Here is a 26,563-nt window from a genome sequence, read left to right as displayed (position 1 = left end):
GTCAGCCCGCCCCGGCCAGCTGGAGCGCGGCCTCCACGCCGGAGGCGACCGCCCCGGCGATCCAGGCGTGGTAGCGGGGCTGGCAGTGGTCGCCGGCGAAGAACAGCCGCCCGTCCACGGGCGAGGCCACGTGCGGGCCCAGCGACAGCAGTTGGCCCGGCGTCTCCACCACGGCCTCGCCGAGCGCCCAGCGGTTGCGCAGCCAGGACTGCGAGACGTGCCGGTCGGTGGCGTAGCGGCGGACGCGCTCGCCGAACAGCCCGGCCAGGTGGTCCAGCGCCTCGGTGTGCCGGTCGGCGGGGGTGAGGGCGTCGAAGCGCAGCGCGTCCTCGGCCCAGTTGTAGGCGGCCAGCACCACGCCGCCGGGCGCCCCGTCGGGGCCGGGGTGCGAGGGGAAGTAGACGAACCGGCTCGCCTCGTCGGAGACGCAGCCGCCGCCGACGGCGGGCACCGCCGGACCGTGCGGGCCCGGCCGGTGGGCGGGGCCCAGCCGGGCCCGCCAGGCGTCCTCGTCCCACTCCCACCAGCGCTCGGTGAACTCGACCAGCACCTTGTGCGCGGTGTCGTGCTTCAGCTCGTTGATCGCCCGCCGCTTGCCGTACGGCAGCAGCGGTTCGAAGGAGACGTGCCGCAGCGCCGCGAACGGCACCGCCAGCACCACCGCGTCGGCCCGGTACTCGCGGGCCGCGCCGCCGATCGCGCCCTCGCACGCCTCGTCCTCCGGCCCGGACTCCGGCTCGGCGACCACCGTCACCCCGCCGCCCTCGACCCGCACCCGGGTCACCACCCGGTCGCGCTCGACCGGCAGGCCCGCCGCCAGCGCCTCCGTCAGCGCGTCGGTGCCCGCCGTGAACTCGAAGTACGTCACCGACGGGTTGATGTCGGCGGCGTCGAACGCCGAGTGCAGGAAGCCGTAGGAGAGCCGGGAGGTCAGGTTCTCCAGGGTGCCCACCGCCTGCACCTGCGCGTCGTCCCAGCCCGCGGTCTCCCGCAGGTAGCGCAGCAGCGAGTACCCGTCCAGGTCGTACAGCAGCCGGGCCGTCCCGGCGACCCGCTCCTCGATCGGCTTGTCCCGCCAACTCCCGTCCGGGGCACGGTCCATGGTGTACGCGCGGGCGGTGTCCAGGGCCCGGTCGAGGGCCTCCGCCGCCGTCAGGCCGCTGTCCCACCCGAAGGACTTGTTCACCGGCCGCGGATCGGCCGCGTACGCCGCCTTCCCGACGGTCTGCCCGTTCACGTGCACCAGCCGCCCGCCCAGCCCCGGCGGCGCGGTGTACGGGGGAGCCCCGCCGGTGGCGAACTCCTCGCCCGTCCAGGAGCGGTACACCACCCGGGCGTCCCCCGAGGACAGGTCCGGCGCCGGCGGCACGTCCACCAGGTGGAACGGGCGGCGCGGCACGCCCAGGTGGTCGGCCAGCGCCAGGGTCAGCACGTGGCTGGACGGAATCCGCATCGCGCCCGCCTCGGCGTGCAGCCGCGGGTCCTGCCACACCTCGCCGCGGAAGGTCTTCACCCGCCCGCCGACCCGGCTCCGGTTCGCCTCCAGCACCCGCACCCGGTGCCCGGCCGCCCGCAGCAGCCGCGCGCACACCAGCCCCGCCACGCCCGCGCCCACCACCACGACCTCGCGCGGCGCGGTCCGGGGCAGCGACCGGCGGCCCGTCAGCAGCTTCAGGTAGTCGAGGGTCAGGTCCCGGTGCTCGGCGTCGGTGAGCAGGATGCGCCGCGCCATGGTGAGCGCCGCCTCCCGCCGCGCCGCGTCGTCGGCCGGGACAACGGCCGGAACGCCCGCCGCCCGGGAGGCTCCGGCCACGGGGCCCGCCAGTGCGGCGGCCGTCATCGCGCTGCCCGAACCGAGCAGCAGTCCACGTCGAGAGATCACCCGCCCACCCTGGCAGCCGCCCCCGCCCCGACACGCCGACTCCGCCCACGAACGGCCCCGCTCTCACCCGCCCGGAGGGCATCCGAAGCACCCTCCCGGCGGCGCGCGTCACCGGTGGCGGCCCCACCGGGCCGGTCGCCGGGCGGGCGGGCCGGAGGGCACCGGGTCCGGCCGGGGCGGCTCCGGGAACGCCTCGAAGAGCGCCAGGTCCGGGCGGGGCCGCTCCCGGAACGCCACGGCCAGCAGCACGCCGAGGAGCAGCCCGACCCCGGTGGCCGCCAGCGCCGCGCCGAAGGCCAGGCCGGACGCCGCCCACCAGGAACGGACCGCGCCCTCCTCCCAGGCCACGAACGGGCCGGCGGTCAGCAGCCCCGCCAGCACGCCGTACCCGGCGATCAGCATCCCGGGCGCGACCCGCCCGCCGCGGGCCTCCCGGTCCCGGGGCAGCACCACCAGGACCGTCAGGAGCAGCGACACCAGCAGGGCCGCGCTCCGCTCGGCGCCCCGGTTCGACACCCCCGGCAGGCCGTGCGCGAGCAGCGCGGTGCTCAGCGGCAGCCAGGCCAGCAGCACGAGCTGACGCCAGGTCAGCAGCCCGACCGGCCGCCACCGGTGCCCGGGCCGGGCCCGGGCCAGCCGCAGCGCCGCCACGGCCGCCGCCGCCCCCGCGCAGCCGACGGTCCACATCGCGGGTATCCCCGCGAACACCCCCGGATCGGCCTCCACCGGGAGCGCGGCGAGATCGTCCGGCAGCTCCGACCGGCTCCACCGCCCGTCGGGGGTGCGGACCAGGACGGTGCCCCAGTAGTGGTCCGGGAACTCCGCCAGGACGTTGTGCCCGCCGCCCGGCGCGTCCGCCAGCACCAGCCGGGACGGGTGCGCGGTCACCGGCGGTCCGGACGCCGGTGCCCCGGACGCCGATGACCCGGGCTCCGTCGACCACTCCGGCGGCCGGGGCGCGGACTCGTCGACCCGCCAGGTCAGCCCGCGGTCCGCGCTGACCTCCACCGGCCGGTCCTCGTCCGTCCTGCGGAAGCACGGCCCGTCCGGCTCCGGCAGGCAGACGCCCTGCTCGGCGGGCGGGGCCGGGTCCGCCGGGACCGCCCAGCGGTCGTTGCCCGCGGCGGCCGTCCAGTGCAGCCCGCCGTCGGGCGTCGTCCAGCGGTGGTGGACCCGGAGCATGACCGGCTGCCCGTCCTCGGTCCGCAGCACCGGCTGCCGACTCGCGATCTCCGCCGGGCCCGGCGTGTCCGCCACCAGCGCGGCCGCCACCAGCGGCACCGCCAGCACGCCCCACAGCCGCCGCCCGGACGGCCACCAGACCGACCGGTCCCGCCACAGCCACCAGGAGACGGCCAGCACGGGCAGCGCCAGCAGATCGGTCCGGTCCGCGACCGTCCGCCCGACCGGGAGACCCGTCCACGCACAGGCCCGGTACAGCAGTCCGGCCCCCGCGTCGGACGACTTGGCGACCGTGAACACCAGACCCGCCAGCACCGAACCGACCACCGCCGGACCGTCCCCGCGCAGCCGCGGCAGCACCAGCGCCGCCAGCAGCCCGCACAGCGGCGGCGCCACCACCAGCCACCCGAGGTCGCTCAGCTTGCCCGTCACCGGACCGGGCCAACCCGGCTTCCCCACCCGGTCGTTGACCACCATCACCAGCGCCGCCAGCACCGTCCCCGGATGTCCGGCCCACCGCAGTGCCGCTCCCACCGTCGTCCGCATGGGAACCAGTGTGCTGATCGTTCGTCACGCCCCGGCCACGGCACCGTCACACCCGGCGCACGCCCGCCGCGCCCCCGCCCGACGGCCGTCCCCGCGCCCGCCACGCCTTCGAACCCGCCGCGCGGCTCAGCCCGCGGCCGGGCCGTCCAGGTCCAGGCCGAGGACGCCCGTCCGGGTCGCGGCGCAGACCAGACCCCCGTCGGTGACGGTGAGGGCGAGCACCGGGGCCCCCAGGCGCGGGCCGACCAGGGCGGGGTGTTCGCCCCAGCGGGCGGCCCGCAGTTCGCCGTCGGCCCAGGCCACGGCGGCCATCAGCCCCTGCGGGGTCGAGGCGAGGGCGACGGCGGTGACGGGTGCCGGACGGTCGAACAGCGGCTCCGCCGGCGCCTCCTGACCGGGCGCCCAGGTCCGGACCGCGCCGTCCGGCCCGCCCGCGATCACCAGGACGGCACCGGCGTGCCGGACCACGTCCACCGCCGTCACCGCGCCGTCGACCCACGGCCCGGGCGAGGACACCGTCGCACCGCCGCCCTCCCGCAGGTGGAGCCGCCCGCCCGCGTCGCCGAGCACCAGCACCCCGGACCCGCCGCCCCGCGCGGCGATCGCCGTGACACCCCCCTCGGGCAGCCCCGGCAGCGCCGCCGCACCGGCGGCCGGGCCGTCCTCCGCGCCCGGCGGCCGGACCGACTCCACCGCCCCGCCGGGCAGCAGCAGGTGCAGCGTCCCGTCCGGGCCGGTGGCCAGGCCGACCGGCCCGGCCGCCGCCGGGAGCGGACCGGCGCTGCGCCCGCGCCCGGTCTCCGCGTCCAGCGTCCCGAGCTCCCCGCCGGCGACCACGGTCAGCCCGGACCCGGCCGACGGACCGTTCTCCCGGACGGCGAAGTCCACCGCGCCGGTCGGCGGGACGAAGGACCAACGCGACCTCCACGCCTGGCCGGTGAGCCCCGCGAGCCGATCGGCGAGCGGCCGGTCCGCGTCCGCCAGCCAGGCGTGCAGCACCTCCGCCCGGAGGTCCGGCGCGGTGTCGTCGGCCCCGGCCACCGCCCCGGCCGCCCACCACGCCCGGCGCAACGCGGCCCGCCCGCCCCAGGCCCCCTCCTCCTTCCCGTCCGTCCCGTCGTCGTCCCGCGCCAGGGCCAGTTCGACGGCCGACGGGTCGGCGTGCACCAGGACGGCCGGATCGCCCAGCAGCGGATCGGCGGAGTTCCCGGTCCGGACGGCGTGCCGCAGCAGCAGGCCGAGCCGGGCGGCGTCGCCCGGGCCCGGCCGCTCCGGCAGCAGGTTCTGACACAGGCTCAGGTGGTCCATGCCCCACTCGTCGAGGCGGGCGCCGAAGTCCCGCGGCCAGATCCGGTACCGGCCCCGCCCGTCCGGCGGCAGCAGCCTGGCCGCGGCCTCCTCGACGGCACCGGCGCCGCCCCCGCCCGGCAGGTCCGCCCAGACGGCCGGTTCCAGACCACCGCCGACGGAGGCCAGCGCGATCAGCGGCGCGCGCTCCCAACCCGACATGCCCGCCCACCAGAGCGCCGCCAGCGCCTCCGCCCGCTCCCCGAGCGGGGCGTCCGCGACGAGGGCCGCCTCCAACGCCGCCCCGGCCTCCGCCTCCGCCCCGGCCTCCGCCGGGGTTCCGGCCACCGTGCGCGCCGCCAGCAGGGCCAGCGCGGGGGAGGGGAACACCCCGTCCGGCAGCCGACGGCCCGTCAGCCCGGCGGCCCAGTCGGCGAACGCCGCCCGGTCGGTCCACTGCGGATCGTCCAGGTCGAGCACGGCGGCGGGGAGGTCGGCCAACTGCCCGGCGGACTCGACGACGATCCGCAGCCACGGCACGGCGAGCAGCGGACGCAGCACCTCGGCGGCGATCCGCTCCGCCGCGTCCGGCAGCAGGCCGTCGCCGCCGGCCCGGTCCAGGTCGGTGACCACCAGCACCCGCGGGACGCCGTCCACCAGCGCCGCCACCAGGTCGTCGGGACCGCCCACCGACACCCCGAGCAGCGCGGCCAGCCGCCGGACGAAGCCCTCGGGCGTCGCCTCGGCGGCGTCCAGCACCGCGTGCACCCGGCGCCCGGCCCGCGGATGGTCGGGCGGGCAGGCCGCGGCCAGCCAGCGCAGCAGGTGCGAGCGGCCGGAACCGCTGGAGCCGGTCACCCGGCACAGCCGCGGCGCCCGGGCGTCGTCCAACCAGCCCAGCAGCGCCCGCCCGGCGGGCCGCCGCCCGGCCCGCAACGGCGGCAGCGGGGCCGCCCCCGCGGCCTCCCCCGCCCCGGCCGCGGGCACGCCGTACCGCGGATTCGGCCGGAACCGCGGCGGCCCGCCGTACGCGTCGACCCGCCAGCCGCCCAGCACGGCCTCCGGCGGCATCGGCCCGGCCCCGTCACCCCCGCCCGGGTCCGACCGGAACACCCAACCCCCTTGCCGGGCAGCGGTGTTCCGCTCCTCCTCGGTGATCTCCGGAACCACCACCGGCCCCGGACGCCCCGCCGTCTCCCCGTTCGACACTCTCCGACCTCCCCCTGCTCGCTCCGCCGTACTGCCCGTCATCACCGCGACCCCGCCCCACCGGACCGACGCCCCGTCACCCCCTGCCACCACCGGCACAACAGCGCCACGATAGTGGAAACCCGAAAACCGTCGGCCTGCGATCCACCTCGCCGACCCACCCCTACCCCGTACCCCTCACCTGCGAAGCTCCCGACCGCCGGACCGGTCGCCGGACCGACCGCCGGACCGGTCGCCGGGGCGGGTGCGATATCGTGCCGGACCGTCGGAACCGCGAGCGGGAAACGAGGCCAGGTGACCCCACGCCCGTGGCGCCGAAAGCCCGAGGCCGGCAGCGACCGCCCTGCCGAGCGGATCGTCACGGGCGGCGCGCACTCGACCGTCGTCGGCGGGGACATGCGCGGCAACGCCCTCGGCCCCGCCAGCAGTTCGCTGCTGATCGAGAACCTGACGCTGCACCAGGTCACCCGCTGGGAGCAGCCGAACTGGCCGGTGCAGGTCGGGGTGATCCCGTCCCCGGCCGGCTACTACCAGCACCGGCCCGAGAGCGACGCGCTCGCGCACCCCGGCGCCGCCCGGTGCCAGGTCGTCACCGGTACCGGAGGAGTCGGCAAGACCCAACTTGCCGCGCAGCACGCCCGCCGGGCCCGGCGGCATCCGGGCGCGGACGCCGCCGCGGGGCCCGCCGACGCGCAGGGCCGTACCGGTGTCGACCTGACGGTGTGGGTCACCGCCACCAACCGGCAGGCGGTGACCGCCGGTTACGCCTCGGCCGCGCGCGTGGTCGTCCCCGGCGGAGCGGAGGACACGGACGCCGACGACGCGGCCCAGCAGTTCCTGGCCTGGCTGCAGACCACCGACCGGCCGTGGCTGGTGGTGCTCGACGACGCCCCGGACCCCGGGACGCTCGCCGGACTCTGGCCGCCCGAGACCCCGTCCGGCCGGGTCCTGGTGACCACCCGCAGCCGCGACGCCGCCTGGAGCACCGACACCCGCGGACTGTCCGGGCTCGGCCTCTTCAGCGCCGAGCAGTCCACCGCCTACCTGGGCCGGGCGCTCGCCAGGCCCGGGCACGAAGGACGGACCGACGAGCCCGCCGACCTCGCGGCGCTCGCCGCCGACCTCGGCCACCTCCCGCTGGCCCTCGCCCAGGCCGCCGCCTACCTGGTGGACACCGGCCGCTCCGTCCCCGTCTACCGCGGACTGCTCGCGGGCCACGCCCGCACCCTGGCCCAACTGCTGCCCGGCACCGGCAGCCTGCCCGACACCCAGACCCGGACCGTCGACGCGGTCTGGGACCTCTCCCTCGCGCTCGCCGACACCCAGCGGCCCCGCGGGCTGGCCCGGCCCCTGCTGGAACTCGCCGCGGTCCTCGACCCGAACTCCGTGCCGGCCGGCGTCCTCACCGGCGGGGCGGCCCGGGCGTTCGCGCACCGGGCCGCCGCGGCCGAGGCCGGGAACCCGGCGGAAGCCGACCCCGGCACCGCGCCGGACGTACTGGACGCCGAGGACGCGCTGCGCGTCCTGCACCGGCTGAACCTCCTCGACCACGACACCGCCGACGGCAGCGTCCGGGTCCACCGGCTCCTGCAACGGGCCGTCCAGGAACACCCCCAGCGCCTGACCCGCCTGTCCGACGCCGTGCGGGCCGGGGCCGACGCCCTCACCGAGATCTGGCCCGGCACCGGACGCGACGCGGCCCTCGTCCAGACACTGCGCGCCAACACCGAGGCGTTGGAGAGCCGGAACACCCCGGCCCTGTGGGAGGACGGCGCCCACCCGGTGCTGTTCCGGTCCGGCCAGAGCCTCGGGACGAGCGGCCAGGCCGGTGCGGCCGCCGCGCACTTCGAGCGCCTGGCGGGCACCGCCGACGACCTCCTCGGCCCCGATCACCCCGACACCCGCTCGGCCCGGCACGAGGCCGCGTTCTGGCGCGGGCACACGGGCGACACCGCCGGCGCGCTGACCGCGTTCCAGCAGCTGCTCGTCGACGAATCCCGGGCCCACGGCCCCGACCACCTCACGGTCCTGGTCACCCGGAACGAGATCGCCTACCTGCGCGGCGAGTCCGGGGACCTGACCGGCGCCGCCGAGGCCACCGGTGCACTGGTCGCCGACTTCGAACGGGTCCTGGGCCCGGACCATCCCACCACCTTCCGCGTCCGGGGCAACCTCGCGGGCCTGACGGCCCGGCAGGGCGACCTGACGGGGGCCGCGGCCGGGTACGAGACCCTGCTCCGCGACCGCCTCCGCGTCCTGGGGCCCGACCACCCCGACACCCTGCTCACCCGGCAGGCGATCGCCGACCTGCACACCGCGGCAGGCGACCTGAAAGCCGCCATCGTCGCCCACGAGGCAGTGCTGGCCGACCGCCTGCGCGTCCTCGGCCCGGTGGACCCGGAGGTCTTCCTGACCCGCAACAACCTGGCCGCGGCCAAGGGCTACGCCGGAGACGTGGCCGGAGCGCGGGCCGGCTTCGAGGCGCTGCTCGCCGAGCAGACCGCCGTGATCGGACCGGACCACCCGCACACCTTCGTCGTGCGGGCGAACATCGCCTTCTGGCGCAGGGTGGCGGGCGATCCGGCGGGCGCGCTGCGCGACTACCGGGAGGTGCTGACGGACCGGCTCCGGGTCCTGGGGCCCGACCACCCCGACACCCTCGCCACCCGGAGCGACCTGGCGGCGGTGCGCGGGGAGTCGGGCGATCCGGCGGGTGCCGTGCGCGACTACCGGGAGGTGCTGACGGACCGCCTGCGCGTTCTGGGCCCCGACCACCCCGACACCCTGCTCACCCGCAACAACCTCGCGGGCTGGCAGGCGGAGGCGGGCGACCCGGCCGGCGCCGCCGCGGCCCTGGAGGAACTGCTCACCGACCGCCTGCGGGTCCACGGCCCGCACCACCCCGACACCCTGATGGTCCGGCACAACCTCGCGGGCCTGCTGGGCAGGACCGGCGATCCGGCCCAGGCCGTCAGCGCCCACGAAGCGCTGCTCGAAGCCCAACTGCCGGTCCTGGGGCCCGACCACCCCGACACCCTGCTCACCCGCAACAACCTCGCGGGTTTCCGCGCCGATGCCGGGGACGTCCCCACCGCCCTCACCGCCTACCGGCAGGTCCTGGCCGACCGCCTGCGCGTCCTCGGCCCCGACCACCCGGCGACCTTCACCACCCGCGGTGACCTCGCCCGCTGTCTCGAACTGGCCGGCCAGTGGGAGCACGCCGTCCTCCAGCACAACACCCTCGTCCGCGACCTCGGACGGCTCTTCGGCCGTTCGGACCCCCGCACGCAGCACGCCCTCGCGGAACTGGGCCGCTGCTTCGCCGAGCGGTCCGGCCCGCCTCCCACCCCCTGAACCCTGAACCGCCACCCGCCGGGCGTTTTCGACCCGCACGGTGGCGAGAAACGCACCCCTGCGGCGGACATCCGGGACGAGTTCTCGAAGGAACGGGAAAGTCGGGCCCCGTCGGCCCTAGCTTGGTCTCTCGCCGGATCAAGCAGGGAGCCGAGTCGTGCCCGTCGAAGTGCAGAACCCTCCGGACCGTCCGACCGGCAGGCCCACCGCCTGCCCGGAGCCGACCGTGAGTGACGACGGCCTGCCGGACGACCCCCGTCCGGACGGCGAACTGCGGGCAGCACGGGCAAAGGCCGGCGAACTCGCCGGAGAACTGAAGTCCTTGACGGACGAACGCCCGTCGATCACCTGGACCCCCGGCGGCGCGGTCCGCGTGTCCGTACGCGTCCGCGGAGCCCACAGCCGAGCCCTGGTCACCGCCGTCCTCCGCGTCCTCTCCCTCGCCGACCGGTTCGGCCACCGCAAGACCCAGGGCTGGGAGTACCTCTGGCTCGAAGTCGGCGGAGTCCCCGGCAACGACGAGGAATGGCAATGACCACCCCCGCTGGTCACGCCGGTGCCCGGAAAAGCAAAAAACCCCTCACGAAGAGGGGTCTGTGCTGGTGTCCGAGGGGGACTTGAACTCTCCACTCGGGCACCAGCATTTGTTAGTCCTGACCTGGGGATACGTCCTTGATGTGTTGCCATGCAGACTATGGGCGTTGCTGACGTGACCTGGGCGTTTCCGAGTGCTTCGGACCGCTGTTGGTCATGCGTTGGTCACGTGACCATCCGTCATGCACCGTCCCCGCTGGGGTGGGTGAGGGCGCGTGGTTGGGCTGGGCGTCGGGTCGCCAAGGCGGTGCGAGGGGCCTACTTATTCCGGGTCAGGAATATCTCTGAGACGGCATGGACAGGTGCCGATGATCGCCTTAGCGTCGTCTGACGGGTTGGGAGGTACCCGACCTGTAGAGGGGGCGTCATGACCGACCGTCCGAACCTGACACGCCTGACTGGCAGGTTCAAGGGACCGAACTGCGACGACGATGACTGTCCCAACGTCTATGCGACGGACCGAGACACGTTCGTCGTCCAGGGGGACCACTTCACGGCCTTGACGGTGCCGAGTGGAGAGTCGGCGGTCGAGATCCCCCGGCACATCCTGGAGGAGGCAGTCCGTGCTCTTGGATGGTGAGCAGTGGCGCAGCCACTTCGACAGCTACCAGCGCGACGCCTTCCGCTTCGAAGCGCAGCCGGTCTACACGATGCCCCGCGAGGCAGAGAACCTGGCACGCTTCCTGCGGGCTGAGCCGAAGCCCGCCGACCACAATGCGGCGTGGCACCGCCGGGTACACGGTTTCGTGTCCTCCGGCCGGAGGATCGGCCGAGTGCGGGTGGTGCGTCAGCCACTCACCGACTACCAGCGCTACCAGTTTGCTTGGGGTATCCCGGGCAACATCGCTGCTGGGGAAGAGATCCGGATTCTCGACGTCACTGGTGAGGAATTCGAGATTCCCCAGCAGGACTGGTGGCTGTTCGACGACTCATCGGTGGTCCATCTCAACTTCAGGCCCGATGGAACGCAGATCAACCGAGAGCTGATCACGGGTGACATGCGTAAGTACCAGCAATGGAAGGAGCTGGCTCTGGAGCGCGCTGTCCCCTTTGCTGACTACTTGAAAGAGCACGGGTGACGCTCGATCCTGATCAGCTCGGTCGATCAAAATCGGACCTGGCTGAAATGATGAGAAGCCTTCGGTTGAAAGCCGGTCTCACGGGAGACCGGCTTTCGGCGCGTTGTGGCATTTCCCAGAGTAAGATCAGCAAGATTGAAACAGGAAAGATTGTGCCCAGCCTGGTTGATGTTGAGCGCATTCTGAGAGCTCTCAATGCGCCGGCGGACGTCATCCGAGAGATATCCTCCTTGGCTCGAACAGCCAATACCGAATGGCAGGACAAGCGGACCTCCTGGCGGCGTGGAGTCGAGAAGCGGCAGGCCGAACTCTCCTCGCTGGAGACCGATGCAGCCGAGCTGCGGTACTTCCTTCCAGCCATGGTCACAGGTCTGCTGGCAACGCCCGAGTACATCCGGGCCAGCCTTGGGCACTCACCCGGGGACAAGAGCGGAGTCATCGGAAAAAAGATCGAGCGCCAGGCGGTGCTCTACGACGATTCCAAGTCGTTTACGTTCCTCATGACCGAGCAGGCGGTCAAGTGGGCCATCGTTCCGCCTCATGCTATGGCGATTCAGATAGACCGACTGGCGTCTCTGACGTACCTACCGGCGGTTCGAATCGGAGTCATTCCGTACGGCGCGCTCATGTCGCGTGGGCCGATGAACACATTCACTGTCTATGACGACCGCCTTGCTACTGTTGAAACATTCACGGGCCGGATCGTCTTCCGGGATCCACGAGACGTTTCCCGTCATCTTGAGATTTTCTCGATTTTTGAAGACTGTGCACTCTTTGATGATGCCGCCAGGGGCCAGCTCGCCGAGTGGGCCGCGATGTACCGAAGGTGACGTTTATTCGGTAAGGAGAATATTATTGATCGGCATGGCGGCTTCCCTTAGTTTTCTCTCGTTCCCGGGAGTCGAGGGCTAGGGAGTGTGGTTGTGTCTGCCAGGGTGGAGAGTCCGCCGGTCCGCTCGAACACGCACGTGATGCGGTACGAGGTGGTGAAGGTAGCCGGGTCGTATGTCATCAAGGATCTGTTCCTGGACGGGTTCTGCTGCCTACCGGACGGGCCCGGTCGGCTGGTGCTGCTGACCTTCCCGGACGCTTATCACGGGCGTCTGTGGCTGATGCAGGCGGACACGCGGCGGGCGTACGCCGCGAGCGTGACGAGGATCAGGGCGGCGAGCGGTGAGAAGCCGCGGGCCGAGGATCTGCCGTTGCTGGCGTTCGATCTGTACCTGCCCGCCGGTGGCGACCGTGGGTGAGGGGGATGGGCTCCTGGTCGTGGTTCTGCTGGCTGTCCTGTGCAGGGGTTGAGGGGTGGGTGACGCTGCGGCTGAACGCCGGATGCGGGAAAGGGCGTTCGGGATTGCTTCCCGGCTGGCTGCGGCCTCGGGGGGTGAGGTGCGTATCGCGGGTCTTCCGGAAGGTGTCCGGCTCGATCTGGACGTGTCCGGGAGCGGGGCGGACCGTCAGGCTGTTGCGGAAGCCCTGTGGGAGGCCGATCGGTTCGGCCACATGTGGCGGTGCGGGCGGGATCATGTCTGGTGCGAGTTCGACCTGTGGTCGGAGCCGCGTCCCGCTCCGGTTGCTCGCGCCGCTCTGTGGCGGCCCCCGCCGTCCGTGGGCCCGCCGCATTCCAGTGCTTTCCGGTTCGGCGGGTTGGGGGTGGGCGGTGGGCCGGAGGTGGCGGTCAACGTTCCGGGGTATGTGGCGGTCCGTGCTGCCGAACGCCCGTCCGGGGTGGCGGTGTTGTCCGCTGCCGGGTGGGAGACATTGAGAGACGCGATCAAGGCGGGAAAGTTCGGGGCCGTGATCACGTCGCGCGACGCGTAGGCGGCGGAAGCAACGAAAGAAGCCCCGGTCTGTCGGCCGGGGCTTCTTTGGTTCGAGCATCGGAGCAGGGAGGGGAACGGGTTCGTTGCCGTGGCTGGCTGCGGGCGAAGTGGTTTTCCGGGTACGGGGGTTGGGGTTTCCGGTGCGGTCGGCCGGTAGGTGTCGATGCGGACGACCGTCGCCAGGGCGTCGCCCCTGTCCGAGGGCGTGATGTGGGTGTGCACCACCCTGCTCGGCTGGGTAATCGAAGATCACGAACGATCTCGACAACGGCGAGAACCCAGTGGAGTTCTCCGCCAACGCCCGCCATCACTCGCCGGGCTGCACGATGGCCGACTACGGCCGTCGCCGCGCTGGGGGCGAAGAAGTCGGCGGCATCGAGCGTCGGTCGGATCGGCCTCGCATCCCTGGTCCGACCAGGGGACTTCCCGGGCCGTTGGTCACGTGGCCGGTCGCGCCGGTGCCCGGAAAAGCAAAAAACCCCTCGTGAAGAGGGGTCTGTGCTGGTGTCCGAGGGGGGACTTGAACCCCCACGCCCGATAAAGGGCACTAGCACCTCAAGCTAGCGCGTCTGCCATTCCGCCACCCGGACGGGGTGTCGTCCGCGCGGCGTGTTCCCCGCGCTGACATGGACAACAGTAGCAAAGATCGCCTGGCAGACCCAAAACCGGGGGTCGCGGGGCGGGGCGGGCTTCGAAAGGGGGTGGCGGCGGGCGGCGGTAAGGAGTGTCGGGGGGATATGCCCTTGGGGCCGGACGGGTGCTGGGGGAGGATGGCGGGACGACGCCCGCGGACCCCGGCCGGGTCGGGGCGGCGCGGGCCGCAGCCGCGCCGGGGCGGGCAGACACGAGGTGGGAGCGATGAGTGTGGGCAGCGAGCGCACGGTGACGGCCGAGTCGGAGGTCGCCGAGATCTGCCGGGACCTGATCCGCATCGACACCAGCAACTACGGCGACGGCACTGGCCCGGGCGAGCGGAAGGCGGCCGAGTACGTCGCCGAGCAGCTCGCCGAGTTCGGCCTGGAGCCGCAGATCTTCGAGTCGGCGAAGGGCCGCGCCTCGACCGTGGTCCGGATCGAGGGCGAGGACCGGTCCCGTCCGGGCCTGCTGATCCACGGCCACACCGACGTGGTGCCGGCCAACGCCGACGACTGGACGGTGCACCCGTTCTCGGGCGAGATCACCGACGGCTGCGTGTGGGGCCGCGGCGCCGTCGACATGAAGGACATGGACGCGATGACCCTCGCGGTGGTCCGCGACCGGCTCCGCACCGGCCGCAAGCCCCCGCGCGACCTGGTGCTCGCGTTCCTCGCGGACGAGGAGGCCGGCGGCACCTACGGCGCCCGCTTCCTGGTCGACCGGCACCCCGAGCTGTTCGAGGGCGTCACCGAGGCGATCGGCGAGGTCGGCGGCTTCTCCTTCACCGTCAACGACCAGGCCCGGCTGTATCTGGTGGAGACGGCGGAGAAGGGCATGCACTGGATGCGCCTGACCGTCGAGGGCCGGGCCGGCCACGGCTCGATGGAGAACGACGACAACGCCATCACCGAGCTGTGCGAGGCCGTCGCCCGCCTCGGCCGGCACCAGTTCCCGCTCCGGATCACCAAGACCGTCCGGGCCTTCCTGGACGAGCTCTCGGACGCGCTGGGCGTGCGGCTCGACCCCGAGGACATGGACGAGACGCTCCGGGTGCTCGGCGGCATCGCCAAGATGATCGGCACCACCCTGCGCAACACCGCCCAGCCGACCATGCTCGGCGCCGGCTACAAGGTGAACGTCATCCCCGGCCAGGCCACCGCGCACGTGGACGGCCGCTTCCTGCCCGGCTACGAGGAGGAGTTCCTGGCCGAGCTGGACAGCGTCCTCGGCCCGCGCGTCAAGCGCGAGAGCCTGCACCACGACAAGGCGATCGAGACCAGCTTCGACGGCGCCCTGGTCGAGGCGATGCAGACCGCGCTGCGCGCCGAGGACCCGATCGCCCGGGCCGTCCCCTACTGCCTGTCCGGCGGCACCGACGCCAAGTCCTTCCAGGACCTCGGCATCCGCTGCTTCGGCTTCGCCCCGCTCCAGCTCCCGCCGGACCTGGACTTCGCCGGCATGTTCCACGGCGTGGACGAGCGGGTGCCGGTGGACGGCCTGAAGTTCGGCGTCCGGGTGCTGGACCGGTTCATCGACCTGGCCTGACCCCGACCCCGATCCGATCCCCGGCCGCCCGGTCCGACTAGTCGGTCGAGCATCAGAACAGCCCAGCATCACAACTGCCCAGCATCACAACTGCCCAGCATCACAACTGCCCAGCATTCGAGCTGAGCAGCATTCGAGATTATCGACATGCGAAATGGCGATCATCTGTTCGTTCGATCACTTCAACGGGTGAATGCAGCCCCGGCGCCGTATCCCGGTCGCCGGGGCTTCGTTCTTCCGTGTGCAGCCCGGGGGAACGGGCTGGAAACGACCAGGAGGAACAGCCAGATGAAGGCCAAGAAGCTTGCCGCCGTTGTCGCCGCCACCGGTGGTCTGGTGCTCGCGGGCGCCGGTGTCGCCTCGGCGCACGGCGGTGCGCACGCCGGCGGTGCCGCGACCAACTCCCCGGGCGTGCTCTCGGGCAACCTGATCCAGGTGCCGGTGCACATCCCGGTCAACGTCTGCGGCAACACCATCAGCGTGATCGGCCTGCTCAACCCGGCGTTCGGCAACAGCTGCCAGAACGTCTGAGCGGGTCCGTCGTCGACCGACGGACCGCCGAGCTTGAAATCCCGCCCCCGCGCGGCCTCCTGGGCCGCGCGGGGGCGGCGCCGTTCCCGGCCCGCCCCGGGGTCCCGCGGTCGGCCCGCGCCCCGCCTCCCGGACGACGCGGCCGACCCGATCAGGTGAAAGGCGCGGTTCCCGGGTTACCGGACACCTCGCTCGATCGAATGAATCGACTGCAGATGGCTCAACCTTCACCGATAGGGGTCGTTGAAGTAGTGCCTCCGCCGTGGCGGTGGGCAATTCCGACTATCGGATCGGCAAGCGTTTCCGGAGGTCGGAGTGCGACAACTTCACAAAATTCAGTCAGACCATCGGATGAGAAACCAAGGGGAGTCAATGCGACAGGTCGCCAGGAAGGGCCTCCTCACGGCCATGGCCACCGGCAGTGTGCTGGCCTCGACCGCGGGGTACGCCCACGCCGCCGCCGACGCGCACGGCGCCGCGACGAACTCGCCCGGCGTAGGGTCCGGGAACGCGGTGCAGGTCCCCGTGAACATCCCGGTGAACGCCTGCGGCAACACGATCAACGTGATCGGCCTGCTGAACCCGGCGTACGGCAACGACTGCTCCAATGTCAGCACGGGCGGCCGGCACGGCTCCACCACCGGCTCGGGCTCCACGGGCTCGGGTTCCACGGGCTCCGGCGGCACCCGGTCCGGCTCCGGCGGCTCGGGCAGCACGGCCGGCTCCGGTGCGAGCGGCACGACCGCGAACTCGCCCGGCGTCCTCTCCGGCAACCAGGTGCAGGCGCCGGTCAGCGCCCCGGTCAACGCCTGCGGCAACTCGGCGAACGTGGTGGGCGTAGGGAACCCGGCCTTCGGCAACGAGTGCGGCAGCGCCCCGGCGCCGCACCAGCCGCCCGCGACCCCGCCCGTCACCCCGCCGCCCGGGGACGACTGCCAGCCGCCCACCCCGCCGCCCACCGACGACTGCCCGGAGACCGGCGGCGAGCACGGCGGCACCCCGGGGACGCCCACCACCCCGGGCACGGACCGCAACGGCGGCCAGAACGGCGAGCAGCCCACCCCGCCGTCGACCCCGACGCCCGTCGTCCAGGCCCGGGCCGCCATGCCGGCCGAGGCGCAGCTGGCCCACACCGGTGCCTCCGCGCTGGAGGTGCTCGCCCCGGCCGGCGCCCTGCTGATGCTCGGCGGCGGCGTGCTGTACCGCCGCTCCCGGTCCCTCGCCCGCCGCTGAGGCCCCGGCCCCGGCACCGGCCCTGATCCCGGGATACAGGGACACCGGGATACCGGCCCCGGCACGGACCCGGGAACGCCGACACGACGAACGGACGCCCGCGCCCGGACACCCCCACCACCGTGCGGTGGCGGGGCGGTCCCGGGCGCGGGCGTCCGCGCGGGGCGAGGGCCGTACGTCTGCGGCGAGGGGCTACCAGGTGGGGCGGACCTGCCGGATCACGCGTCGCTTCAGCCGGACGGTCCGGCTCCCGTCGGGGTAGAGCCGGAGCCGGTCGAGCTCCCAGTGCCCGTACTCGGCCTGCTCGGTGAGGAACTGGCGCGCGGCGTTGCGGGTGGTGCCGCGCGGGAGGCGAAGCGACTGGTACTCGTACTCCGGAAGCCGGACCGTTTTGGTAGGGATCAAGGCGTCTCCTCCGCTGCTGTGCTGCCTGCAAGCCTACGGCGCGTCTCCGACCGGCGGCCGGTTCGGGTACGCCCGACACGACGGACGGTCCGAGCCTCGCCCCGTTCGGAGCTGATCGTCAATCAGTTTTCCCTCGCCACAGGGATACCCGCGCCGCACTCCGTCGATGCGCGCCGACACCCACCGAGGGCCGCGACGGACCCGCGACGGCCGGTGGCGGACCCGCCGGGAGCGGGTGGAGGGCCCGGCTCCGGATCGGGGCGGACCGAAAACGCGGGCGCAGATGCACGCGGAACGGACATCCGGGGTGAACTTGCCCGGATTTAACGGCCGTAGGTGACAACCCCTGTGCGTGTCGTCGCCGGGTGGGGATAGCGTCTGCACCATGTCTGATGCCGCGCAGCTGACCATCACCGAGGTACGGGCCGCCGCAGAGGCGGTCAAGGCCGCCATCGACCGCCACCTGCAGGCTGTCTCCAGCTCCACCGAACCCGGCGATCCGGTCGTCGTCCACGCGTACGAGGAGCTCGCGGCGGCCGCCATCGCCTACGACCAGATCCTCTACGAGGTCTACGACGAGGTCACCCCGTTCGAGATCCCGGGCGACGAGGGCGGGACGGGCTACCAGGGCCCCGAGCAGCCCGAGGCGATCAGCGTGCTGATCCGCCGCGACTACCTGATCGCCGACCCGAAGCGCCTGCGCGCCCAGGCCGAGCGGGTCGACGAGTCGCTGACCCCGGGCGGGGGAGGGGAGGGCGAGGTGACGGCGGCGCTCGGCGTGCTGTTCGGCGAGTTCGAGCCGGACGAGATCGCCGCCCGCGCCGAGGAGTTCGGCCTGGAGGAGGGCGACTCCACGCTGTGGGTGTCCGCCACCGAACCGGCCGAGCCCGGCGAGTGGCTGCCCGAGCCCTTCGACGGCACCGACCCGGAGCTGCTGATCTGCCGCTTCGACGTCAGCGAGGTCTACGACGACGAGCTCGAGGACTGAGTCGGCCGGGGAGGACCAGGAGGTCCGCCCCGTGACCCGACCCGACGCGAACGTACGAGGGCCCGGCCGGTGCACAGGCACCCGCCGGGCCCTCCCGCTGCCCCGCGCCACCGCGCGGGGCAGCACCGCGCTACTGGTCGGCGAGCACCGAGCGCAGCCGGGTCGTCCGGGACTGCGCGGGCCGCTCCGCGACCGCTTGGGCGAGCGCCGGACCGGCCGCGTGGACCACGGAGAGGTGCCGCTCGGCCCGGCCGAACGCCGAGTACACCCACTGGCGGCTCAGCTGCGCCGCCGCGTCCTCCGGCAGCACCACCACCACGGCGGGCCAGCGCCGGCCGACCGCCTGGTGGGCCGTCACCGCCCAGCCGTGCCGCAGCCCGGCGGTCTGCGCGGGCGTCAGGGTGAGCCGCCCGCCGTCGGTGAGCTCCAGGTGCAGGCCGCGCGCGTCGCCGTCCAGCACCCGCCCGGGCAGGTTCACGCCGAGCGCGGGGGAGTGCACCACCCGGTCGCCCGGGTCGAAGCCGCCGAACCGGCCGGGGCCGGGGTTCAGCTTCGCCTTGGCGGCGGCGTTCAGCGCCCGCGTCCCGGCCGGGCCGCCGTGGCCCGGAGTCAGCAGCACCGTCTGCTCGGACGGGATGGACAGGGCGCGCGGGATCGAGTCGGTGAGCAGCTGGACGGCCCGGTGGACGGCCTCGCCGCCCTCCTTGGCGGTGAGGATCACCACCTCCTTGTCGGGGGCGTCCACCGGCTGCAGCTCGCCGACGCCGACGCCCGACACCAGCTCGCCGATCGGGCCGAAGTCGGGGGTGCGGGAGGCCACGGCGGGGCAGGGCTTCGCGGCCAGCAGATCGGCGAAGAACCGGCCCGGACCGGCCGACCAGAGGCTGCCCGGGTCGCCCGACAGCACCAGCCGGGCCCCGTCCGGCAGCGCCTCCAGCAGCGTCGCCGCGGTCTCCACGTCCAGCAGCGGGGCGTCCAGCACCACCAGCACGTCCAGCGCGAGGGTGCCGTCGACGGCGCGCGGCACGTCCGCGCCGCCCAGCAGGTCGGCCAGCGTGCCGATCCGCCCGGCGGCGGGGGAGTCCGCGGGCAGCAGCGCGGCCAGCGCGTCCCGGCCCTGCCCCGTCCAGGTCGCCGCCCGGGCCCGCAGGCCCAGCCCGGCGGCGGCGTGCAGCAGCGCCGCCGGTTCGGCCCGGGCCGCCTCGCCGCCGGTGTGCAGCACCAGCCCGGACCCGGCCACCGCCCGGACCAGCTCCTGCGCGGACCGCGGCGCCGCCGCCGCGGCCTCCTCCCAGGCCGCCGGACCGGGCTGCCCGGGGACGTCGGCGGCCGACGGACCGTCAGCCGTCCCGTCCTCGCCGGGGGCCCCGTCCTCGCCGGGGACGAAGGTCGACAGCAGGCGGACCAGGCCCTCGCCCAGGCTCTCCTCGGCCAGCGCCAGGCGCTCCAGGGCCAGCAGGGTGCGGACGGGCGGCTCCGCGTCCTCGTCGTGGCTGCCGGGCGGCAGCGGCAGCTCCTCCTGGAACGGCATCACCCGCCCGTCCTCCAGCACCGCCTGCAGCGCGCCCTCCGCATCCGGCACCCGCTGGGCGCGCAGCGCCGCGGCGACCTCGCCCAGCTCCTGCGCCGAGTGCCCGCGCAGCGCGGCCTGCTCCAGCAGCCAGGCGACCAGCGCCTGCGCGCGGCGCGGATCGTCCGGCCGGGCGGCGGGGCCGAGCAGACCCTTGGCGAAACCGTCCGCGTGCTCGGGACGCACCCCGGGCAGCGAGAGCACCGCCCACGGGTCCTCCCGCAGCTCCTCGGCCGCGCCCTCGCCGAACTCGGCCAGCGCGGCCTCCGCCAGCTCGGCGGGCGCCCCGCCCCCGGCCAGCACCTCGGCGACGGCGGCCAGCGCGGCCCGGCGCTGCGCGTCGTCGAGCGGAACGGCGGGCGGCGCGGCGGGACGGCGCACCGGACGCTCGACCGGCGCCCCGGCCGCCACCGGCCCGTCGACGACCGGCTCCTCGGCCACGGACTCCTCGGCCACCGGTTCCTCGACCGCCGACTCCTCGCCGACCGGTGCGTCGTCGGCCGGTGCGTCGTCGGCCGGTGCGTCGTCGGCCGGGAGGTCGGCGTCGCGCGGGGGGCGGGGCGGGGCGACGATGTCGTTCGCGTTGATCGCGCCGATCGCCTTGGCGAGCGCGGCCACGGCGGCGGCACGGTCCGCACCGGCGGACGGCGTGCCGACCGGCGGCGTACCGGCGGACGCTGCTTCGGCGGCGGTCGCGTCGGCGGGCGAGGCGTCGGCGGACGGCGCTTCGGCGCGCTGCTCGGCCGGGCTCTCCTCGGGGGTGGTCATCGCGGGCAGGCTCCTTCAGCGGGCCGGCGGGTCACAGCTCCGTCCAGCCCTGGTCCGGGTAGCGGTGCACCGGGGCCGACACGTCGTCCAGCGCAGCGCGGATCTCACCCGGAAGCGTAAGGGCCTCGACCGACAGCGCGGACTGCAGCTGGGCGGCGGTGCGGGCGCCCAGCAGGGCCGCCGACACGCCGGGGCGGTCGCGCACCCAGGCCAGCGCCACCTTCAGCGGGGTGGAGGCCAGGCCGTCGGCGGCGGTGGCCAGCGCGTCGACGATCCGGCGCGAGGTCTCGCCCAGGTAGGGCTGCACCGAACCGGCCAGGTGCGGGTGCGGGGAGGCGCCGCGCGACTCCGGCGGCACCCCGTGCCGGTACTTGCCGGTCAGCACGCCCCGGCCGAGCGGCGAGCAGGCCAGCAGGCCGACCCCGGCGTCCACGGCGGCGGGCAGTGCCTCGCGCTCGATGCCGCGCTGGAGCAGCGAGTACTCCAGCTGCACCGAGGCCAGCGGGGCGCTGCCGGGCGAGACCCGCTGGTGGGCGGCGGCCTTGGCGAGCTGCCAGCCGCTGTAGTGGCAGACGCCCGCGTACCTGGCCCGGCCGGAGGAGACCGCCAGGTCGAGGGCGTGCAGGGTCTCCTCGGCGGGGGTGGCCGGGTCGTACGCGTGCACCTGCCACAGGTCGACGTGGTCGGTGCCGAGCCGGCGCAGCGAGGCGTCCAGGGCGGTCAGCAGGTGGCCGCGGGAGGCGTCGGGGCGGCGGGTGCCGGGCAGCGAGCCCGCCTTGGAGGCGATCACCAGCTCGGCGCGCGGGACCAGACCGTCCGTCAGCCGGGAGAGCAGGTACTCGGCGCCGCCGTCGGCGTACACGTCCGCGGTGTCCACCAGGTTGCCGCCGGCGTCGACGAACGCCTTCAACTGCTCGGCGGCCTCCTGCTCGTCGGTGTCCCGGCCCCAGGTGAGGGTGCCCAGGCCGAACCGGGAGACCCGCAGTCCGGTCCGGCCGAGCTGTCGCAGTTCCATCTGGCCCTCCGTCAACGTGCTGTGCCAAAGGGGGATGGCGCAGGTCGGGGGCGCTGTCCCCCACGAGCAGTGAGGGTAGCGGCGAAACCCCTCCGGGCCCGGGACGACCCGCGCGGAGGACGTCCCCGCGCGCCGCGCCCCGTCCCGCCGGATGGGACCCGCGCCACCACTACCGCTCAGTAGCATGGCCTCGGCCGGACGGCTACGCTCACCGGCACCACCCGACTGGAAGGCTTGGGCACATGCGACTCGGGATCAACCTCGGCTACTGGGGACTCGGCCTGGACGCCGACAACATCGCGGTCGCCCAGGAGGCCGACCGCCTGGGCTACGCGGTCTGCTGGGCCGCCGAGGCCTACGGTTCGGACGCCGCCACCGTGCTGTCCTACGTGGCCGCGAAGACCGAGCGGATCGACGTCGGCTCGGCGATCTTCCAGATCCCGGCCCGCACCCCGGCGATGACCGCGATGACCGCCGCCACCCTGGACACCCTCTCCGGCGGCCGGTTCCGGCTCGGCCTCGGCGTCTCCGGCCCGCAGGTCTCCGAGGGCTGGTACGGCGTCAGGTTCGACAAGCCGCTGGCCCGTACCCGCGAGTACGTGGAGATCATCCGCAAGGCGATGTCCCGCGAGCGGCTGGTGCACGACGGCGCCAACTGGACGCTGCCGCTGCCCGGCGGGCCCGGCAAGGCGCTCAAGCTGACCGTCCACCCGGTGCGCGAGCACATCCCGCTGTACATCGCCTCGATGGGTCCGAAGAACCTCGAACTCACCGGCGAGATCGCCGACGGCTGGCTCGGCCTGTTCTTCGCCCCCGAGCACGCCGCCCTCTCCACCGACGCCCTCGCGGCCGGCCGCGCCAAGGCCGGGCTCACCCTGGACGGCTTCGACCTCTGCCCCACCGTCAACATCGCCGTCGGCGAGGACATCCGCGCCGCCACCGACACCCTGCGCGACTACACCGCCCTCTACCTCGGCGGCATGGGCAGCAAGGAGAAGAACTTCTACAGCCAGCTCGCCCGCCGGATGGGCTTCGAGCAGGCCGCCGACGAGGTCCAGACCCACTACCTGGCCCGCGACAAGGCCGCCGCCGCGGCCGCCGTCCCGCACGAGTTCATCGACGCCACCTCCCTCCTCGGCGACACCGCCCGGATCGCCGACCGCATGCAGGCCTACGCCGCCGCCGGCGTCACCACCCTGACCCTCGCCCCCGGCGGATTCGACTATTCAGTGGAAGGCCGCATCCACGCACTGCGCGTGGGTGTGGAGGCGCTGGAACGGGCAGGGCTCGCCTAACGATGGGCTCCCCTGGGGGCCGGGTTCGCCCGTTCAGCGGCGCGAGCCGCCCCGGCCCCTGGGGAACGTATGCCCACCATGACCAGCACCAACGACGCGCCCGTAACGCCGTACGACGGCTGCGGGCGTTGCCTGCTCGGCGTGCGCCGCCTCTCCCGAGTGCAGGCCGCCACCAGCTCACCGGCTCGGCAGCGCGACCTCATCCTGGACGCTGCGGCCCGCGAGGGCGGGCACATCATCGGATGGGCGGACGACTGGGAGGTGTCGGGCGCGTCCGACCCTTTCACTCGCCCGAAGCTGGGGCCCTGGCTCAAGGGCCGGCACGGCCCGTACGACGGTCTTGCAGCGTCCGCCGTGGACCGTATCGGCCGCGACGTATACGAGGGGCTGAGGCTGGCGCGGGAGAACGCTTCTGCCGGCCGGACGCTGCTCACTGCCGACCACGCCGGGTACTGGGACTTGAACGACCCGCAGCAAGAGCAGGAGTTCACGCTCAAGCTGTTCATGGCCCAGGGCGAGCACCGGAGTATTAGGACCCGCAACCGGCAAGAAGCCGAACGGGCCCGCCGTGAGGGGGAAGTCGCCGGGCGCCCCGCATACGGGTTCATGCACGTGCGACTGCCCTTCGGGGGGAAGGTCTCTCACACAGAGAACGAGCCCGATTCGGCGGTCGTCGCCCGCGGGTTCGTGCGACGTTTGCTGACCGACGAGACCGGCCGTGTGACGGTGGACTCCGAGGCGGCTCGGCTGACTCGTGCAGGAGTGCTCTCGCCGGCCGACTGGTCGCGCGTGATGTACGGGAAGGAGCCGACGGGCGGGCACTGGAATGGCAACATCATCAAGCGCATCTGCCTCTCGGATGCCTCCCTGGGCTACCTCACACATAAGGGGAAGGCGGTGCTGGGACGGGACGGGCACCCCGTCCGGATCGCCCCGGGCCTGTGGGACCGGCAGACTCAGGCCGCTTTGAGGGAGAAGCTGACAAAGGCTCCGAAGGGCCCCAGGGCTCCCAAATCCGAGTTGCTGTTGCCCAACGTGGCGGTCTGTGGCTGCTGCACTGTGCGGCTATACCGGACCAGCACATCCCACAAGAGCGGAATCATCCCGGCGTGGGCGTGCAAGGCCCGGACCGATGGTTTGCTGGGTTCGGAAAAATGCCCTCAGCCGTCCGCGCCGATCGCTGAAATGGACGAGTTTGCAGAACGACGGTTCCTGACCGAATTTGGTCCCGCTGAGTTCACGGAACGGGTATGGGAACCGGGAAACGGGGTGGCGCAGCGCATCGCGGACCTGGAGGCCGACCGGGAGCGGCTGAGGGCCGACCGTGCTGCCGGCCTGTACGACGACCAGGATGACGCCGAGTGGTACCGCCGAGAGTACGCGCGGATGGGTGCTGAGTTGAGGGAGGCGAAGGCCACCCCGGAGAAGCCTGCCGGGTGGTACTCGGTACCGACTGGGCGAACGGTGGCCAGTGAGTGGGAGAAGGCAGATATCGTGGGTCGCCGGGAGTTGCTGGAGGAATTTGCAGTCAAAATCCTGCTGTTCCCGGCCCGAGGCCCACTGAAGCGCGAGCCGCGAATGCAGTTCATTACGGCGGATGAAGCTGCTGAGCGGCTTGGAGATGTCTTGGAAGAGGCTCCAGCTAACGCGGCATAAGTAGAAGGGCAAATAAAAAGGCCCCCGTCTGGCACTGTTCGAACAGTGCCAGACGGGGGCCTGGGCGTAGGGGTAGGTATTACCAGCCGACGGACTCGATGTCGGTGACGAGGTCGAGCGCGGCGTACTGGGGGAGGGTGACGATCGTTCGGGTGAGCTGTCCGGGCGAGCGGTGCAGGGCCTCGATAACGATCACGTGTTCGCCCGTCGGGGTGCGGGCCTCGTAGGCGCGGGCGGCCTGGTGGACGGCGTGGACCACGGTGAGGTTCACGCCGGGCCCTTCAGCAGGAAGCTCGCCATGGCGATCTTGGAGGCCACTCCGGCGTCGGGGCCGAGCAGTTCGGCCGCTCGGAGGAACGCGCGCTCCCGCTCGGCAGCGGTGTCGGTGGCAGGCAACATCACGTCGGCGAACGTTGGCGGCTGCGGGGTCACAGAGGCGGTCTCCGGGGCGGGCGCGAGGGCGAGGGTGTTCACCGGCAGTTCGGTGGGCAACGTCGAGCCGCCGGCCACCAGGTAGGGCTGTCCCTCCTGGCGCGCCTGCTCGGCTTGGCGGGCGGCGTCCAACTCGCCGACGCGCAGGGCGGCAGCCTCCTCCTCGGCGCGGACGCGCTGGATCTCCTGGACGGTGTCGCGGGAGCGCACCGCGGCCTGGGCCAGCGCGGTGCTGAGCAGGTCGGCGATCTCCGGGTGCAGGTAGATCGACGCCGTGGTGGTGTCGGAGCGCACCAGCAGACCGATGTCGCCTTCTCCGTCCACGTGCAGCCGGGCGTAGTCGCGGGGGCCGTCGTACTTGCAGGGGAAGCGCTGCTCGTCCGGGCGGACAGTCTGCCGCTCAGGCACGGGGGTCATCGGTGGTCTCTCCGGTGGTGGTCAGGAAGTTGGCGATGCGCAGGACGGCACTCACCCGGGCTTCGAGAGGCTGGTCTTGGTAGCCGCGGGTGTTGGTCGCCATCGCGGTGACGGTCTTCTGGGCAAGGTCCAGGGCCTCGGGACGGTTCAGCGCGGCCCCCAGTGCGAATCGATGCCGCGAAGCGGTTCGGGGACGGGGCGGTCGTACAGTCCCGGGGTCCTGCGGGTGGTCGGGGCGGGGGTGTGGTCGGCCTTCGCGGTGTTGTCCAGTGCGCTGGCCTGGCGGATGAGGTAGGCGGCCAGGGTGCGGCACTGGTCGGCGTTGAGCCGGGCCGGGCGGGTGGTCTCCGCGCCGACGGTCAGCGCGAGCACGCTGCCCAGCCGTTCGTTGCGGACGCCGACGACGGAACCGTGTCGGGCGGCCAGGGTGGCCGTGTACTCGGTGGATTCGATCATGATGTTCTCTCCTCGGTCAGAGTGCCCGCCGTCGTGATCTCGGGGGCCCGAAGTGTTGAGCAGGGGCGGTTAACGGCCCGATTCACGCGGCAGCCCGCAGCTTCTTCAGGGCGCGTGACCAGGTGGCTTTCACGGTGCCGGGGGTCTTGCCCAGGACTTCGGCTATCGCGGTGGCGTCGAGCTTCCCGGCGTCGGTGAGCATCGGAGGGTTGCCGTCGAAGCCGAAGGCGCAGCGCGCGATGGCGGCCTCCGTCGGGGACATCGCGGCCAGCAGTTCGGTGGCCTTCACCTCGGCGGCGGCGGTGAACCGGGCGGAGGACTCGGCGTCGGCGTCACGGTCGATGATCGCGCCGGTGGCATGCTTGCCGCGCTTGGCGCCCGTGACCCGAACTCCCTTGCAGCGCACGGCATCCCGGCTGATGGCGATGGGGTTGTGTGCCAGGGAGGGCTGGAGGTCGGCGCACCAGCCCTCGGTGGTGGCCGCGCCGACGACCGGCCGGCCGTCCTTCACGGCCAGGTGCAGGCGGGCAGCGCGCGGGGTGGTGCCGAGCGCGGTGTACTCGACTAGGAGCTGTCCGGCCGATCATGTGACTGTCGCTTGATCTGCTCGTTGTTCCGGGCATGGGGCGGGGAGAACGTGGTGATCTGTCGGACGCGGAG

22 protein-coding genes and 1 tRNA gene are annotated in these 26,563 nt (G+C 73.5%); 12 read left to right on the top strand and 11 right to left on the bottom strand.

Annotated features, from left to right (window positions below; all coding sequences use genetic code 11):
• Position 1 precedes the first annotated feature (1 nt).
• From ACIQBJ_RS33265 to ACIQBJ_RS33255, 3 genes are all read right to left on the bottom strand, one after another.
• Entirely contained in the window at positions 2-1,882 is a 1,881-nt protein-coding gene (locus tag ACIQBJ_RS33265; RefSeq protein ID WP_400718253.1) for a flavin monoamine oxidase family protein, read from the bottom strand.
• 108 nt (positions 1,883-1,990) lie between these two features.
• Positions 1,991-3,610: a hypothetical protein gene (locus ACIQBJ_RS33260; protein WP_400718251.1), complete on the bottom strand. Its 1,620-nt coding sequence runs from the start codon at positions 3,608-3,610 to the stop codon at positions 1,991-1,993.
• A 126-nt stretch (positions 3,611-3,736) separates the two neighbouring features.
• Positions 3,737-6,106: a hypothetical protein gene (locus ACIQBJ_RS33255; RefSeq protein WP_400718249.1), complete on the bottom strand. Its 2,370-nt coding sequence runs from the start codon at positions 6,104-6,106 to the stop codon at positions 3,737-3,739.
• Between the two features lie 294 nt (positions 6,107-6,400).
• Here ACIQBJ_RS33255 and ACIQBJ_RS33250 point away from each other — a divergent pair, with 294 nt between their 5' ends.
• The 6 genes from ACIQBJ_RS33250 to ACIQBJ_RS33225 all read left to right on the top strand — a co-directional run bounded on the left by ACIQBJ_RS33250 (position 6,401) and on the right by ACIQBJ_RS33225 (position 12,383).
• Complete coding sequence (locus tag ACIQBJ_RS33250) at positions 6,401-9,460, top strand: tetratricopeptide repeat protein (RefSeq protein ID WP_400718246.1); 3,060 nt, start codon at positions 6,401-6,403, stop codon at positions 9,458-9,460.
• 226 nt (positions 9,461-9,686) lie between these two features.
• Positions 9,687-9,995, top strand: coding sequence for a hypothetical protein (locus tag ACIQBJ_RS33245; protein ID WP_400718244.1), 309 nt, complete (start codon positions 9,687-9,689; stop codon positions 9,993-9,995).
• Positions 9,996-10,421: 426 nt separating this feature from the next.
• Positions 10,422-10,634: a hypothetical protein gene (locus ACIQBJ_RS33240; protein WP_400718241.1), complete on the top strand. Its 213-nt coding sequence runs from the start codon at positions 10,422-10,424 to the stop codon at positions 10,632-10,634.
• Positions 10,618-11,133 carry a DUF6879 family protein gene (locus ACIQBJ_RS33235; RefSeq protein WP_400718238.1) on the top strand — a complete coding sequence of 172 codons (516 nt, stop codon included), beginning with the start codon at positions 10,618-10,620 and terminating at the stop codon, positions 11,131-11,133. The genes ACIQBJ_RS33240 and ACIQBJ_RS33235 overlap by 17 nt, the downstream gene beginning before the upstream one ends.
• The gene (locus ACIQBJ_RS33230; RefSeq protein WP_400718236.1) at positions 11,130-11,963 is read left to right on the top strand and encodes a helix-turn-helix domain-containing protein; all 834 of its coding nucleotides are present in this window, start codon (positions 11,130-11,132) and stop codon (positions 11,961-11,963) included. Before ACIQBJ_RS33235 ends, ACIQBJ_RS33230 begins: the two co-directional genes overlap by 4 nt.
• A gap of 93 nt (positions 11,964-12,056) precedes the next feature.
• Positions 12,057-12,383, top strand: a complete 327-nt coding sequence (locus ACIQBJ_RS33225) for a hypothetical protein (protein ID WP_400718233.1) — start codon at positions 12,057-12,059, stop codon at positions 12,381-12,383.
• 1,075 nt (positions 12,384-13,458) lie between these two features.
• Here ACIQBJ_RS33225 and ACIQBJ_RS33220 read toward each other — a convergent pair.
• Positions 13,459-13,546: transfer RNA gene (locus ACIQBJ_RS33220), tRNA-Leu, on the bottom strand.
• A 268-nt stretch (positions 13,547-13,814) separates the two neighbouring features.
• On the opposite strand from ACIQBJ_RS33220, the gene ACIQBJ_RS33215 reads away from it, so the two are divergent.
• From ACIQBJ_RS33215 to ACIQBJ_RS33205, 3 genes are all read left to right on the top strand, one after another.
• Complete coding sequence (locus ACIQBJ_RS33215) at positions 13,815-15,137, top strand: M20/M25/M40 family metallo-hydrolase (protein WP_400718231.1); 1,323 nt, start codon at positions 13,815-13,817, stop codon at positions 15,135-15,137.
• A gap of 288 nt (positions 15,138-15,425) precedes the next feature.
• Positions 15,426-15,668 (top strand): chaplin, encoded by a 243-nt coding sequence (locus ACIQBJ_RS33210; RefSeq protein ID WP_400718230.1) that lies wholly within the window; start codon positions 15,426-15,428, stop codon positions 15,666-15,668.
• A gap of 408 nt (positions 15,669-16,076) precedes the next feature.
• Positions 16,077-16,901 carry a chaplin gene (locus ACIQBJ_RS33205; RefSeq protein WP_400718228.1) on the top strand — a complete coding sequence of 275 codons (825 nt, stop codon included), beginning with the start codon at positions 16,077-16,079 and terminating at the stop codon, positions 16,899-16,901.
• Positions 16,902-17,093: 192 nt separating this feature from the next.
• Here the strand turns inward: ACIQBJ_RS33205 and ACIQBJ_RS33200 are convergent, their stop codons facing one another.
• A complete protein-coding gene (locus ACIQBJ_RS33200; RefSeq protein WP_400718336.1) occupies positions 17,094-17,303 on the bottom strand; it encodes a DUF5703 family protein in 210 nt (69 codons plus the stop codon).
• Positions 17,304-17,691: 388 nt separating this feature from the next.
• On the opposite strand from ACIQBJ_RS33200, the gene ACIQBJ_RS33195 reads away from it, so the two are divergent.
• Complete coding sequence (locus ACIQBJ_RS33195; RefSeq protein ID WP_400718226.1) at positions 17,692-18,294, top strand: hypothetical protein; 603 nt, start codon at positions 17,692-17,694, stop codon at positions 18,292-18,294.
• Between the two features lie 130 nt (positions 18,295-18,424).
• On the opposite strand, the gene ACIQBJ_RS33190 is transcribed toward ACIQBJ_RS33195, so the two are convergent.
• Both ACIQBJ_RS33190 and ACIQBJ_RS33185 read right to left on the bottom strand, forming a co-directional pair.
• Positions 18,425-20,632, bottom strand: coding sequence for a helix-hairpin-helix domain-containing protein (locus ACIQBJ_RS33190; RefSeq protein WP_400718224.1), 2,208 nt, complete (start codon positions 20,630-20,632; stop codon positions 18,425-18,427).
• Positions 20,633-20,663: 31 nt separating this feature from the next.
• A complete protein-coding gene (locus ACIQBJ_RS33185; protein WP_400718222.1) occupies positions 20,664-21,647 on the bottom strand; it encodes an aldo/keto reductase in 984 nt (327 codons plus the stop codon).
• 242 nt (positions 21,648-21,889) lie between these two features.
• Between ACIQBJ_RS33185 and ACIQBJ_RS33180 the strand changes: the two genes are divergently transcribed.
• Together ACIQBJ_RS33180 and ACIQBJ_RS33175 are read left to right on the top strand one after the other, a co-directional pair.
• Positions 21,890-22,942: an LLM class F420-dependent oxidoreductase gene (locus ACIQBJ_RS33180; protein WP_400718220.1), complete on the top strand. Its 1,053-nt coding sequence runs from the start codon at positions 21,890-21,892 to the stop codon at positions 22,940-22,942.
• A 78-nt stretch (positions 22,943-23,020) separates the two neighbouring features.
• Positions 23,021-24,598 carry a recombinase family protein gene (locus ACIQBJ_RS33175; protein WP_400718217.1) on the top strand — a complete coding sequence of 526 codons (1,578 nt, stop codon included), beginning with the start codon at positions 23,021-23,023 and terminating at the stop codon, positions 24,596-24,598.
• A gap of 79 nt (positions 24,599-24,677) precedes the next feature.
• On the opposite strand, the gene ACIQBJ_RS33170 is transcribed toward ACIQBJ_RS33175, so the two are convergent.
• The 4 genes from ACIQBJ_RS33170 to ACIQBJ_RS33155 all read right to left on the bottom strand — a co-directional run bounded on the left by ACIQBJ_RS33170 (position 24,678) and on the right by ACIQBJ_RS33155 (position 26,414).
• Complete coding sequence (locus ACIQBJ_RS33170; RefSeq protein WP_400718215.1) at positions 24,678-24,869, bottom strand: hypothetical protein; 192 nt, start codon at positions 24,867-24,869, stop codon at positions 24,678-24,680.
• Positions 24,866-25,447, bottom strand: coding sequence for a hypothetical protein (locus tag ACIQBJ_RS33165; protein WP_400718213.1), 582 nt, complete (start codon positions 25,445-25,447; stop codon positions 24,866-24,868). The genes ACIQBJ_RS33170 and ACIQBJ_RS33165 overlap by 4 nt, the downstream gene beginning before the upstream one ends.
• 147 nt (positions 25,448-25,594) lie before the next feature.
• Complete coding sequence (locus ACIQBJ_RS33160; protein WP_400718211.1) at positions 25,595-25,903, bottom strand: hypothetical protein; 309 nt, start codon at positions 25,901-25,903, stop codon at positions 25,595-25,597.
• Between the two features lie 82 nt (positions 25,904-25,985).
• Positions 25,986-26,414 carry an RNA polymerase sigma factor gene (locus ACIQBJ_RS33155; protein WP_400718209.1) on the bottom strand — a complete coding sequence of 143 codons (429 nt, stop codon included), beginning with the start codon at positions 26,412-26,414 and terminating at the stop codon, positions 25,986-25,988.
• Between the last annotated feature and the right edge of the window lie 149 nt (positions 26,415-26,563).

It is taken from the genome of Kitasatospora sp. NPDC088391 (genome assembly GCF_044753345.1).
Taxonomy (GTDB): Bacteria; Actinomycetota; Actinomycetes; order Streptomycetales; family Streptomycetaceae; genus Kitasatospora.
Note: the sequence above shows the minus strand (reverse complement) of the source record. Positions and strands in the feature narration are given on the sequence as shown.